This is a genomic window from Halovivax gelatinilyticus (assembly GCF_024300625.1).
GTDB lineage: Archaea > Halobacteriota > Halobacteria > Halobacteriales > Natrialbaceae > Halovivax > Halovivax gelatinilyticus.
In genome coordinates, this window is sequence record NZ_CP101322.1 from 229,289 (window position 1) to 241,706 (window position 12,418).

Sequence of the window (12,418 nt, forward strand, 5' to 3'; positions counted from 1 at the left end):
CGCAGGTCAGATACGCCCAGATACCCGGTCGTCGTTGGACGTGAGAGTAATCCGACGCTATCGCTCAGCTACCCGGACGAGACAGGTACCGATCCCTCTTCAAAAGCGAACCTTCGATGCGGTCCGGGCTCCACCCCGATCAGGCGTCACCGTAGACCGGCACCGCAGCGCCGCTGGTCACGCTCGCGCCATCACTGCAGAGAAACGCGAAAACGTCGGCGATCTCGGACGGATCGACCCACGAGTCGTGATCGGCGTCGGGCAGCATCTCGCGGTTCATCGGCGTGTCGATCACGCTCGGCATCACACAATTTGCCCGAACCGTTCCCCGGTTCTCCTCGGCGAGCGTCTCGGTGAGCAGTCGGATTCCGGCTTTCGAGATTCGATACGGTCCGTCGCCCTCGCCGCCTTCGAGCGACGAACGGGCGCTGACGTTGACGATGGCTCCATCGGCCGCCTGCAGGTGAGAAAGGGCGTGTTTCGAGGTCAGAAACGCGGTCTTCAGGTTGACGTCCATGAGCAGTTCGTACTCAGAAAGTGGCGTCTCCTCGATCGGTTGGCCGCCGCGCCAGGTGCCGGCCACGTTTGACAGGTGGTCGATCCGTCCGTGTTCGTCGACGATTTCGTCGACGACGCGTTCGACGTCGCCCTCGTCGGTCAGGTCCGCCCGGTAGAAGTGGCCGACGTCGTCCGGATCGAGTTCGGTGTCCGCCGAATCGGGCGCCTCGACGTCGATCCCACAGACAGTCGATCCGTCGGCCGAAAAGCGTTCGACGACCGCGCTACCGAGGGCGCCGGCAGCGCCCGTGACGATCGTGACCGTGTCGGTGAAGTCGAAGGTGGCCGCTCGTGACATACGACGAGGTACGCCGGGCGTGGTGATCAATCACGGGGGAGAACGACGCAGCCGGTGTTTACCGTCGACCGACGATCACAGTGAGTTCAGGCCAGCCACTCCTCGGGCTTCGTATCGTAATCGACGTCGTCCGCCGCGAGGTGCGAGACGGCATCCCATTCGACGCGCTGGACCGACTCCTGCTCGCCGTCGTAGCGCAGCAGGATTCCACGTTCTTCGGGCGTCGGCTCGCGGTTGCGCCGTTTTGCGACCTCGACGTCGTGGTCGTCGATCTCCTTTCTGATCGTCAGCAAGTTCACCGGCCGACCCCAGAGTTCGAACAGTCGCTCGAGTACGTCCTGGGCCTGCGCGAAGTCGAGTTCGATGCCGTTGTACTCGTGTTCTAAGAGGAGTTCGCCGGCGTTGGCGTAGTTGCCGTCGGCGACGGTAATCGTGGGCTTCCCGAAGTTCGTAAACTGTAAGAGAAGTTTACGTTTGACGTCGTCGGGGTCGGTGCTCGCAACGTGGAACTGACCCGTCGCGCGCGAGTACTCGTAGGTGAAGTAGTCGTTCGTTCTGATGAACTCCGGCGTGAGAAACTCGTCTAAGAACGTGACGTCGTTGTGACTCTCCCGGACGTCGTACAGTCGATCCCAGCCCGCGGTGAACGTGACGTGTTCTACCGCCTCGTCGACGGTGGCGTAGCGTGCGTCGTCGAAGAGGTAGCGATCGATCCGCTCGAGTTCGTCCCGCGAGATTCGCGAGAGGACGCCCCGGTTGGCCGGTTTGACGAGCGAGTACTGTCGTCGGGCGAGTCCCTCGTAGGTCAGTACGCGCCACGGGTGGCGGTAGACGTCGATGTCGCCCGCCCGTGCCGCGGCGAGGGCGTCCTGATCGACCCACGTCGACGGCACCGACTCGAGTTCGTCGAGCGAGCCATCCGAGATAGAAGCGATCGGTTCCGGCGGTTCGAGCCGAGTCAACACGTCCTCGAAGTCGACCTCGTCGCGCAACGTCCGCCAGGAAATGCCCTCGACTCGCAGGAGCTGTTCGACGACGTCGCGCCGGTTCGTTACGTTCTCGATGTAGCGCCAGAGCTTCACTCCGAGACTGTAGGGATTGAGTCCCGGCGACGCCAGCACGCTCGACATGTGATCGGCGTACTCGAAGACCTCGTCGTCGCCAGCGAACGCCTCGTCCGCCATCATCTTCGACTCCCAGTAGGAGTTGTGGTTTATCAGCCCAGCTGCGGCGTAGCGATGCGTTTCTTCGACGGAGATGTCGTACACCGTCCCGGACGACGTCTCGACCGAGACGATTTCGTCGGTCCACGTCTCAGCTTCGAACCACGAAAGCGCGTCCACGTACGATTCCAGCGCGTTCGACTCCCTGTCGTATCCGAACCCAATTTCCTCGGCGAACAGATTCGCCGATCGGCCGGTTACGTGGACGTGGTAACAGCCATCTGATTGCTCGCGCCGACGACCGAGGATCCCAAAGTTCGTCAAGAGAAGAAGTACCGTCTGGCTCAGGTCCGAACTCGACGTCGAGAGGATCGCTCCTTGCTGCCCGGCGTGGCCGTCCGCGTCGAAGAGTCCACGGAGGAACTCCGCTACGACCGGTTTCGGTGATCGGAGAATGTGCTCGGGAACCGTCTTGACCGACGCGGCCTTACCATCAGGTAGACCAAGTTCCTCGAGCAAGCAGTCTACGAGCGCTCGAGAGTAACAATAGACGCGCCATCTGGATCCCTGTTGCTCGACAGTTGGCTCGACCCCGAACAGCTCGTCGACCAGCCCGGCGAACTCTTCGGCATGTGCCCGAGTTGCGTTTGTAAAGCCGACCTGTCCGGCAGCGGACGACACGTGTCCATCACCAACTAGAAGGCCGAGGAAGCGTCCGAACGACTCGTCCACGACGTTCGGAACGAGAATCGGTGTTCGCTGTGCGAGGTCCTGTCGCTCCCCGTTGTACTGTTCGAGGGCTTGTTCGATTGCGTCGGACTTCCGTGCCCGGCCAGTGCGTCGGTATCTAAGGACCGTCCAGACAGATACCCCGGCTTCCTCAGCCACGTCGTCGAGCGTGATGTACTCCGCCGGCTCCCACCCGATCGAGGCATATGACGACGGCCAGACGCCGTTCCCGCCAGAAATTTCGATTTCGTCGCCGAGGTCAAGTTCGTCCAGTCGGACCCACGATCCGTCAGGGCGTCTAATTCGATGGTTGTTCGACCCGGTGAGTTCGAATCCGCGACGCGTTTCGATCGTGACCGTATCGTGGTCCGGGATTACGTTCGAGTCGTAGACCGCCTGTGCGGCCTCTCCGTCGGACACGGTGGGGTGTTCGTCGACGACCTCCGACATCCGAACCAATCCCTGGGTGGTAAATACGGGCGTGTCCGGAGCGACACAGGCCCACCCCTCGTTCATCACCTTCGTCATCTTCTGCGGGGCGAAGTAGTACGCCTCCTCGCGCAGCATTTCGAGGATATCCTGCTGCCAGTCGGTCATCTCGACGGCTCGGTCTTCCTCGCGATCGTACTGCTTTCCGTACTCGCGGACGAACCCGAGGACGTCGGATTCGGGCGTGTTCGGTTCACCGTCCCGTTCGGCGTCTGCCTCGCGGGCGTCGAGCCACTCGTCGTCGAACACCTGTGAGGTCACCTCGGGCGAGAGTTCGAGCGCCTCCAGTTTCTCGCGGAGGTCGTCGTCCAGCTCTTCGGGGTCGGTTTCGCGAACCAGTCGCTCGCGGTAGGTTCGGTGCTGGTCGATCGTATCTTCGAGCGTGAGAACGTGATCGATCCAGCGTTCGACCTCGCCGCGATCGATCTCGGGGTCGGACATGTAGGCTTCGATCGTACGGGCGTGACGTTCGAGCATCGCGGCCGCGTCGACGGCGTCGGCGTCGGATCGAGCGTCGGTGAACAGGCCGAACCACTCGTTGTTCGCGAAGAAGTCGGCGTGGGCTTCGACGTGGGTGATCACCGCCTTCTGATCGGCAAGCGAGTTCGACTCCTGTAAGAACGCGTGCGATGGGTTGTCGTTGTTGACGATCTCGAACGCCCTGGCGCCGGTGTAGCGGTCTTGCTTTCGCTGGCGATCGTACTGCATTCCCCACCGCCAGTGCGGGTAGCGTCGCTGGAACCCGCCGTAGGCGATCAGCTCGTTCATCTCGTCGTAGTCGACGATCCAGTAGTTGACCGGGTACGGCTCCAATCCAAGCCTCTCGGCGAGTTCGCGAGCGGCTCGAACCGGTTGCTCGAGATCGGTTGCGATCGCTCGCTTTCGCATGCGGTCTGAGTCGCTCATCGGTCGGTCCCCCACTCGTCGATCGGTCGGCGATAGCACCGTCCGCCCGTGGTGAATTCACTCATTGGCGTCACTCTCCGTGCTCAGTATCTCGTAGATCGCGTCGGCGACATCGTCGGCCGAGTTGACGTACGCGACGGCGACGTCCTCGGCGTCGGCACCGAAGTGTTTCTCCAGTTCCTCAGCGTGGGTCGCGTTGATCGCGTTCCCACTCGGCTGGGTCTCGACGTAGGCGTGGAGGTTCGCGTCGATCTCTTCCATCATCGGAATCACGCGCTCGCCCGTATCGTTCGAGGAGTTCTCCGAGTCGCCGGCCGCGAAGACGTACCGGTTCCAGTCGCTCCACGGGTACTCAGAGAGGACCTCGGCCGCCAGGTCGTACGCGCTCGATATCTTCGTCCCGCCACCCGATCGGATCCCGAAGAAGTCGGATCGGTCGACCTCCCAGGCCTCGGCGTCGTGGGCGATGTATACGAACTCCGCGGTGTCGTACTTCCCCGTGAGGTACCAGTCGAGCGGCGTGAACACGCGTTCGACGAGTTCTCGCTTCGTCTCGCGCATCGACCCCGATACGTCGCGAATGTTGACGACGACAACGTTTCGCTCGCGCTCTTCGACGATTTCGGGGTGACGATAGCGCTCGTCTTCGCGTCTGAGCGGGACGTGTCCGATACCGTCGCGGCGAATGCGCTGGTTGATCGGCTCGCGGTCGACGGACGATTCGACTTCGGCGATCGACGACCACCGGCCCCGCTCGTCGGCGACCTCGTCGTGGGCCCGCTCGATCCAGCCCATCGAGACCGGTAAATGCTGTTCGCGCGCCCACTCGAAGACCTCCCGGGGCGAGATCCCCTCGACCTTGCAAACCTCGCGAACGAAGTCCTCGTCGAACGCCATGGAGAGCTTTCGCTTCAGTCCCTCGCGGAACATGCGTTCGACGTCGAGCGTGCTGTCCGGACCGGAGCGGGTGATGTCGGTGAACGGCCCCTCCGTCTCCTCGACGACGGTCTTTCCCTTCGGTTCGAGGTCGAGTCCGAGTTCCTCGTCGAGTTCCTGGGCGAACTCCTCGGGATCCATCTCGTAGTACTCGTGATCGCCGCCCTCTTCGCCCGGCTCGCCATCTTCCTCGCCGTCGCCCGGCTGCGGCTGCGGCTGGCCAACCGGCTGTCCGACGTCGGGAGCGCCGTCTTCACCCTGACCGACCCCGCCCCGGTCGCGTCGGTCGTACTCGAACTGCGGGAGCGAGACGATCTTGACCGGGATCTTGATCTCGTCCGCGCCGCTGCGGCCCAGATCGCCGTACTGGATGAAGTCGGACAGGTCGGCGCGGTTGTCCTCGCCGACCGTACGAAACCGTTCGAGGTCGTCTTTCAGCCCCATCGTGCGGTCACCTCGCGCATGACGTGTCGACTCGTCAGTTCGGCCGACGCGCGCGAGTAGCCGTACGAGTCGACCAGGTGGTCGATCGTCGCCTCTTTCACCCGCTCGGTCTCGGTGTCACTCGGCGGGTCGTCCCAGGCGGCCGGGTCCAGATCCGGGAAGTGACGCTGGACGTCGTCCCAGTCGTGGCTCTCGAGGACGTCCGTGAGGACGGGTATCGCGGTGAGGTCGGCGTCGCTGGCGGAGAACTCCTCGTCGCGGTGTTCCCAGGCGTAGCGATTCAGCGCCGTGATAACGTTCTCCCGGCGGAACCGGCAGACCTCGTCTGTCGGCCGGTTGGCCTCGTAGTCCGATTCGTCGAAGCGGCCGAGCTGTTCGACCTCGAAGAGCTTCATCTTCAGCGGATCGGGCTCGATCGGATCGCCGCGCTCGTCGGCGAGGGATTCGCCCGTCTCCCACGCGTAGACGTGTTCGACGTACTCCGAGACCGTCTCCTCGTCGACGCGTTGGTCGTGACAGATCGCCTCGATCACGTCCGCCTCCTGGCGTTCGAAGACGTACTCGGCGACGGGGACGACCCGCGATTCGAACTCGGATTGCTCGCCGGTCGAAAACAGCGGTTCGGCAGACAGCCCCTCGACCATGGCGTCGATCACGTCGCTCGGCATCACCACGTCCTCGACGTCGAGCGTCGGGTGGTACCGATCTCGGTCGTCCTGGAGGAGTTCGGCGATAACGTCGCGCGTGTACGTTACCGGGATGCCGTGGGTCCCGTCGGGTGCGTCGTCGTCGAACTCGAACTCCTCCTTCTCGACGCGGTCGTCGCCGACCTGCAGATACCCCTGATCGAACACGAGCGCCTTGTCGACCAGATTCAGATCCGAGGGGACATCGTCGCTCGCGAGGCGCGTCACGACGGCGTACAGCGCGGCCACGTCGATCGCGTGCGGGGCGAGTTCGCGCTCTCTGACGGAGCCGGTTTCGTCCTTGATCGAGATCGAAAGTGGCTGGCGGACCTTCCGGGCGAGTTCGTCAGGATCGGTGGTCGTCCAGACGGACGTTTCGTTCGTCAACTCCCGGCGGACGAGTTCGGCCTCCATCGATCGGTTCGTCAGGTAGTGGAATCGTCGTTTGTTCAACCGGCGTTTGAGCGCCTTCAACGGGTCGAGACCGTTTCGATCCGCGTGCTGGTCGAGTTGCGCCTCCAGGTCGGGATTCGAGATAATCAGCAGCTGCGTGTCGACGTCCATTCCGATCCCCTTATCGAGCTTGACGGTCCGCTCGTCGGGCACGTTGAGCAGCTTCTGTAGCAAGTCGGCGTGCTGGGAGGCGTCCTCGACGATGGTCAGGACGCCGTTTCCCTGCGATAGCACGCCGTCGTAACTGAACGCCTGCGGATTCTTCCGACCGCGGGAGTCGAGTTCCTGGAGCATGCCGTGCATCCAGGAGCCGACGAGCCGTTCTTTTGGCGTGCCGTCGTCCTCGGCGTGGAGGACGCCGATGCCGCTCCCGACGTCGACGACGTAGTTTTTCACCCGAAGGTGGGTCTCGTCGGTGATCGCCGAAAACAGCGAGTCCGTCCCCTGTCGTCGGTAGCGCTCTTCTAAGTAGTCGTAGGCCTCCCGCGAGAACGGGTCCAGTCCGGTGTCGACCCGGATCGGCACGTGATCGCCCACGTTTTCGTTCAATCCCGAGAGGATGTCCTCGCGCACCGGCTCGGGAAAGACCGAGAGTGGGTGGGTCTGGACCGGGCTCTCGAACCAGTGTTCGTCGTCGGTCGCGGTCGGGTCGACGCCGTAACTGAGTCCTCGGTCCTCGGCCGAGGCCGTCCGGACGTTCCACTCGATCGTATATCGCCGACCCTCTGGCGTCTTCGAGTACTCGCGGAGTCCGTTGATCAGACAGCGCTTGAACTCGGATTTGCCCGTCGCGGTCGGCCCCTCGAACCAGATGATGGTCTCTTCTTTCCCCCGACCGGCCGCGATCGCCCGGAGGTCGTCGACGAACGCGTTCAGCACCGGGGTGTTTCCGAGGACGGCGTGCTCACCGTCGTTGTACGGATCGTCGAAGAACCGATAGCGCTCGCGGTGTTCGCCCTCTTCGAGGACGGTTCGCGTACCGGCCGCCTCGATCGCGTCGAGAACGTACTTCGAGGCGTGGGCGGCGACGGTCGGGCGTTCGAAGAGGTGGTCGACGAACGACTCGATGTCCATCGGTTCCTCGTAGGTCTCTTCGAGGGTTCGATCTGCGTCCGCGACGTAGTCGGTTCCACGGCTCATTGCTCCTCGATCTCGTCTCTGGCCACCTCGGCGCCGGCGAACTCGAGCACCTCCTTGGCCCCCGGTTCCGAGTAGCCCTGTTCTATCAGCGCGTCGATCCAGGCGGAGCGCTCGTCGTCGTCGATCTCTCCCGCGCTGACCAACGCCGAGAAGTTGATGTTGTGCTTTTTGTCCTCCCAGAGTTTGCGTTCTAAGGCGCGTCGGAGCCGCTCGTTGTCGGTCGGATCGAACGCCTCGCCCTCGCGGGCGCGCCGAGACACCCAGTTCGAGACTTCCTGTCGGAAGTCCTCTTTCCGATCGGACGGGATGTCGAGTTCCTCTTCGACGGCCCGAAGGAAGGTCTCGTCCGGTTCTTGCTCTCGACCCGTGAGCTCGTCCTCGATGGTCGCGTCGTCGATGTAGGCCATGACGTGATCCATGTACTTTTCACCCTGTCGTTGGATCTCCTCGACGTCGTAGGCCAGCGCGTTGCGGACGTCCTCGATCGCTCGTTCGCGGTACTCCTCGCGGACGCGCTCGAGATAGCGGTAGTAGGTGTCGAACTCCGATTCCGGGATCGAGCCGTGGTGTTCTACGTTCTCTTCGAAGAAGTTGAACACCGTCAGCGGCGAGAGGTACTCGCGGCCGCGGTGTTTCGAATCCATTATCGCTTCGGCGATCTCGTCGCCGATGAACCGCGGGGAGACGCCGACCATCCCCTCGCCGATCTCGGCGACCTGGTCGGCTTCCTCGCGGAGCTTCTTCACGTCGACGTCCTCGCTCTCGTCGATCTCTCCGTTGTACGCCTTGGCCTTCGCGAGTAAGTCGATCCGATCGCTGTCAGGTTCCTCGATCCGCGTGAGAACGCCGAACAGCCCCGCCATGGTCAGCGTGTGCGGTTCGACGTCGATGTCGGGGACGTCGGCGTTCTCCAGCATCTTCTCGTAGATGCGCGCTTCGTCCTCGTAGGACAGCACGTACGGGAAGTCGATCCGCTTCGTGCGGTCGTTGAACGCCTCCATCTTCTCGTCGCCCTTCTTGTCCTTGTACTCGGGCATGTTCGTCCGGCCGACGATCACCTGGTCGATGTCGATCCGGGGGTTGTTCTTCGGTTTGATCGTCTGCTCCTGCGTCGCGTGCAGGAAGTCGTAGAGGAACTCGCGCTGGAGTTTTAACAGCTCCTCACCCGAGAAGATGCCCCGGTTCGCGTTACAGAACGCGCCGGAATAGTCGAACGCCCGCGGGTCGGACTCGCCGTAGACGGCGATCTTCGAGTAGTTGACGTCGCCGGTGAGTTCGGTCTCGTCCTGATTCTTCTTGTCTTTGGGTTCGAACGTCTCGAGACACTGGCGCTTGTTCTCGTCGGCGACGAGTCTGACGATCTCGACGTGGTTTTCGAGGACGGCTTTGAGATCGTCGTCGTACTTCGCGAGCAACCGATCCATGTAGAACTCGCTCTCGGGATCTAACGCCTGCTCGTTCTGGATCGTATACGGGGCGTCCAGAGACTCGTTCATCGCGTCGATCACCTCCTGGCGCTGTTCTAACGGGAGCAAGACCAGCGGATCCTGATTCATCGGCGATCGAACGACGTCGTCGGCCGGATCCTGGTCTTTGATCACGTCACAGAGGTTCGTCCAGCGGAAGGTGTACATCCGACCCTCATCCTGGAGCGTGTACGCCTCGAAGTACCGACGGAGCTGTCGATCGAAGTGTGATTTCCCCGATCCGACGGGGCCGAGGAGGAGTTTGATTCGTCGCTCCGGTCCGAGCCGGCGCGACCCCGACTTTACCTTGTTGACGAATTCGTGGATCGCCTGGTGGACGACGCGACCGTAGAACGTGTTCTCGCCGTCGCCGAGCGGATCGATCGAGGCGAGGTGATACTCGACGACCCCGCGCGACTCGTCGTAACTGGTTCCATAGAAGTCGAACATGTCCGCGACCCGCTGGTGGGCGTTGCGGGCGATCTTCGGATCGGCCGTGACTTCGTCTAAGTACCAGCTGAACGGCTTCGAATCGCGAAGGTCGGCTGGCATCGATTGCTGGTAGGCGGTACTTATCTGTTCGAGCGTGTCGGTGTCACCGGTCATGGTATCACAGGGTGGGTCGGGTGCCGTCGATCGCTCCGGGGCGAGTGCTGACGATCGACTCGGAGAAATCGTCCAATGCTCCGGGCCGAAACGACCCCGAGAACGGGTATCCGTCGGTCATAGGCCCGCCGCATCGGACGTGTGATTGAGTGTTATTGTCTAACAAACTGACCTGCCGCTGGAAACGCGGTCGAACCGTCGAGGGCGGCGAGGGGCGTACACACATTGTGGACCTCCGACGCTCCGACGAGAGCAGGTCGTCCGGAACGCCACCATTCGGCGGACGGATACCGATGGTGTTTAATATGATTGTAATCAAGCTATATAAGCTTGACCCCAACAAGTATTTAGCAGAACAATTTTCCGGCCGTTCTATCCGGGTACTGAAACGTGCGTGTTCCACCAGTTCACGCAACTGGCGACGCGTACTTAGTTCGAGAGCCTGCACCTGCGCGCATCGATCGCACGCGGAGTCGGACCGAAGCGGCGGAGGTTCCGTGACCGACCGATCACCGTACTGCGTATGATTCCGTGATCGATCGGTCTCCGCGACCGCTTATACGTCCGCCGTGCGTACGGCGACTCATGACGTCGAACGGACTCGCCGATGGGTGGGAGATCTGGACGGCCGAGGACGACGGCCGCACCGTCTACGCCTACCGACCGGACGTATTCGACGGCGACGAGTACCCCGCCCCCTGTCTCCCCGTCTGCTATCTCACCCCGGGCACGCAGACGCGCCGACCCGGACAGAACCCGACCGATCGCACGACGACCGACGACTGGTTCGTCACGCTCTACCTCGAACCGGAGGTGTACGTCGACGACGTGCACCGGTTCGAGTCCCGGTCGGACGCCGAATCGTTCGCCCGCTCGCTCCTCGCCCGGTTCGCCGACGGCGAACTCGACTATCGCGAGGCGTATCAGATTCCCCGCGAGCACTACCTAGACCGGCTAGACGAGTTGACCGGACGGAACTAACGGCCCCGCTCGGCTGACCCGGACGTTCATTAGCGTCGATCACCGACTCTCAAGCGGATGTACGTCTGCCGTCGCTGCGACGAAGAGATCCCGCCGGACGTCGAACCGTGTCCGGCCTGTGGGTACGATCCAGGCGGCTCCGCGAAGGATCTCGGCGGTATCTGTCTCGGACTCAGCGTTCCGCTCCTCTACGCCGTCACTCCAGCCGGCGTGTTTCTCGTCTTCGTCGGTCTCCTCTGTTTCGGCTGGGGGCTGCTAGCGACGCCGAGCGAGCGGGTACTGTGAGGCGACTCGCCGTCGACATCGATGGAATACCCGTGGGCTTAACCTTCCGGACCGAGTAGGTCGGCCGATGTCTACGATCACCCTCCTCGGTGATCGCCTGGCCGAACCCGGGACGGAGTTCGTCTACGAGGGAGAAGCCGAGGCCTGTGCGGGGTGTCCCTACCGAAGCCAGTGTCTCACGCTAGAGGTCGGGCGGCGATACCGTGTCACCGACGTCAGAGACAACGCCCAGTTGCTCCCCTGTGCGGTCCACGACGAGGGCGTTCGCGCCGTCGAAGTCGAATCGACTACCGTGCGGGCGAACGTCCCAACCGACGGCACGTTCGCGGGAGCCACGGCGACGCTCGCCGGGCCGTGTCCGTACGTCGAATGCCCGAGTCACTCGCTCTGTGAACCGAACGGAGTCGAACACGGTGAGTCGGCCCGCGTCGTACGTATCGAGGGCGATCCACCGCACGAAATCTGTCACCTCGATCGATCGCTCACGACCGTCGAACTGGATCCCGACGGGTAACCAGATCGACCGGGACGTTCCCTGCACCGATTCGTACCGATCACAGCCAGCGACGAGCCACTGCACACTGGTTCGAACCGTTCTCATCGAATCCGGATAGTTCGGTTTTCGAACCGAACAACGTACTTAACGTCGCAATTTGAACACCCCGAGTTGTTTCTCAGTCCCACCACCACCATCCGATGCGAGGTACACGGTCGCGTGGACACCCTCACCGCCGTGACTCGCACCTTCAGATGGCTACCACAACCGCCCTGCTCGTCGCCGTACTCGCCGCCGGCGTCGGTTCCGGCCTCCTCGCCCACGAGTGGGCACACGCCGGCGTCCTCCGCCTGACAGGTACCGAGTACACGGTGACGTTCCTCCCCGACCGAGACTCGTCCCCCCTCCGCTGGCTCACGAGCTGCCCCTGGGCCGTCGTCCACCCGAACCCGACGGCCGCCACACCTGCCTGGTCGCTAAAAGTAGCCGCCCTCGCACCGCTCGCGCTCGCGATTCCGGTGTTCGGCCTCGCGCTCTCCGGTCTGGCCCCCTCGCCCGAACAGCCCCTCTTTTCCGCCTTCGCACTCGGCTGGCTGGCCTGTGCGATCCCGAGCCCCCAGGACTTTTCCGTCGCGTTCTACGCACACCGCGCGCTCGAATCCGTCCCCGCCGCACCCGACGGAGACGACACCACAGCAATCGGAGTTCGAACTGGCGACTGACACGGTCTCGTGAACACTGAACCGGCCGTTCGACGGCAGACTCAACGAAGTCGACTACGA

Annotated in this window: 9 protein-coding genes; 4 read left to right on the forward strand and 5 right to left on the reverse strand. The window is 62.9% G+C overall.

Annotation, left to right across the window (positions count from 1 at the left end; all coding sequences use genetic code 11):
* Window positions 1-139: 139 nt before the first annotated feature.
* The 5 genes from NKH31_RS01025 to NKH31_RS01045 all read right to left on the reverse strand — a co-directional run bounded on the left by NKH31_RS01025 (window position 140) and on the right by NKH31_RS01045 (window position 9,874).
* On the reverse strand, window positions 140-856 hold the full coding sequence (locus NKH31_RS01025; protein WP_254863276.1) for an SDR family oxidoreductase: 717 nt from the start codon (window positions 854-856) through the stop codon (window positions 140-142).
* A gap of 86 nt (window positions 857-942) precedes the next feature.
* Complete coding sequence (locus NKH31_RS01030; protein ID WP_254863277.1) at window positions 943-4,143, reverse strand: SpoVR family protein; 3,201 nt, start codon at window positions 4,141-4,143, stop codon at window positions 943-945.
* Window positions 4,144-4,200: 57 nt separating this feature from the next.
* On the reverse strand, window positions 4,201-5,523 hold the full coding sequence (locus NKH31_RS01035) for a YeaH/YhbH family protein (RefSeq protein ID WP_254863278.1): 1,323 nt from the start codon (window positions 5,521-5,523) through the stop codon (window positions 4,201-4,203).
* Complete coding sequence (locus tag NKH31_RS01040; RefSeq protein ID WP_254863279.1) at window positions 5,514-7,802, reverse strand: PrkA family serine protein kinase; 2,289 nt, start codon at window positions 7,800-7,802, stop codon at window positions 5,514-5,516. The genes NKH31_RS01035 and NKH31_RS01040 overlap by 10 nt, the downstream gene beginning before the upstream one ends.
* On the reverse strand, window positions 7,799-9,874 hold the full coding sequence (locus NKH31_RS01045) for a PrkA family serine protein kinase (RefSeq protein WP_254863280.1): 2,076 nt from the start codon (window positions 9,872-9,874) through the stop codon (window positions 7,799-7,801). Before NKH31_RS01045 ends, NKH31_RS01040 begins: the two co-directional genes overlap by 4 nt.
* Before the next feature lie 585 nt (window positions 9,875-10,459).
* On the opposite strand from NKH31_RS01045, the gene NKH31_RS01050 reads away from it, so the two are divergent.
* The 4 genes from NKH31_RS01050 (at window position 10,460) to NKH31_RS01065 (ending at window position 12,358) form a co-directional block, all read left to right on the forward strand.
* Window positions 10,460-10,855 (forward strand): DUF5820 family protein, encoded by a 396-nt coding sequence (locus NKH31_RS01050; RefSeq protein WP_254863281.1) that lies wholly within the window; start codon window positions 10,460-10,462, stop codon window positions 10,853-10,855.
* A 57-nt stretch (window positions 10,856-10,912) separates the two neighbouring features.
* Complete coding sequence (locus NKH31_RS01055; RefSeq protein ID WP_254863282.1) at window positions 10,913-11,140, forward strand: hypothetical protein; 228 nt, start codon at window positions 10,913-10,915, stop codon at window positions 11,138-11,140.
* 67 nt (window positions 11,141-11,207) lie between these two features.
* A complete protein-coding gene (locus tag NKH31_RS01060; protein ID WP_254863283.1) occupies window positions 11,208-11,654 on the forward strand; it encodes a UPF0179 family protein in 447 nt (148 codons plus the stop codon).
* 236 nt (window positions 11,655-11,890) lie between these two features.
* Window positions 11,891-12,358, forward strand: a complete 468-nt coding sequence (locus NKH31_RS01065; RefSeq protein ID WP_254863284.1) for a hypothetical protein — start codon at window positions 11,891-11,893, stop codon at window positions 12,356-12,358.
* Window positions 12,359-12,418: the final 60 nt, after the last annotated feature.

Bases quoted from the DNA above. Each gene is read 5' to 3' on its own strand.
- NKH31_RS01025 (WP_254863276.1), bottom strand. From the start codon at position 856: ATGTCACGAGCGGCCACCTTCGACTTCACCGACACGGTCACGATCGTC.
- NKH31_RS01030 (WP_254863277.1), bottom strand. From the start codon at position 4,143: ATGAGCGACTCAGACCGCATGCGAAAGCGAGCGATCGCAACCGATCTC.
- NKH31_RS01035 (WP_254863278.1), bottom strand. From the start codon at position 5,523: ATGGGGCTGAAAGACGACCTCGAACGGTTTCGTACGGTCGGCGAGGAC.
- NKH31_RS01040 (WP_254863279.1), bottom strand. From the start codon at position 7,802: ATGAGCCGTGGAACCGACTACGTCGCGGACGCAGATCGAACCCTCGAA.
- NKH31_RS01045 (WP_254863280.1), bottom strand. From the start codon at position 9,874: ATGACCGGTGACACCGACACGCTCGAACAGATAAGTACCGCCTACCAG.
- NKH31_RS01050 (WP_254863281.1), top strand. From the start codon at position 10,460: ATGACGTCGAACGGACTCGCCGATGGGTGGGAGATCTGGACGGCCGAG.
- NKH31_RS01055 (WP_254863282.1), top strand. From the start codon at position 10,913: ATGTACGTCTGCCGTCGCTGCGACGAAGAGATCCCGCCGGACGTCGAA.
- NKH31_RS01060 (WP_254863283.1), top strand. From the start codon at position 11,208: ATGTCTACGATCACCCTCCTCGGTGATCGCCTGGCCGAACCCGGGACG.
- NKH31_RS01065 (WP_254863284.1), top strand. From the start codon at position 11,891: ATGGCTACCACAACCGCCCTGCTCGTCGCCGTACTCGCCGCCGGCGTC.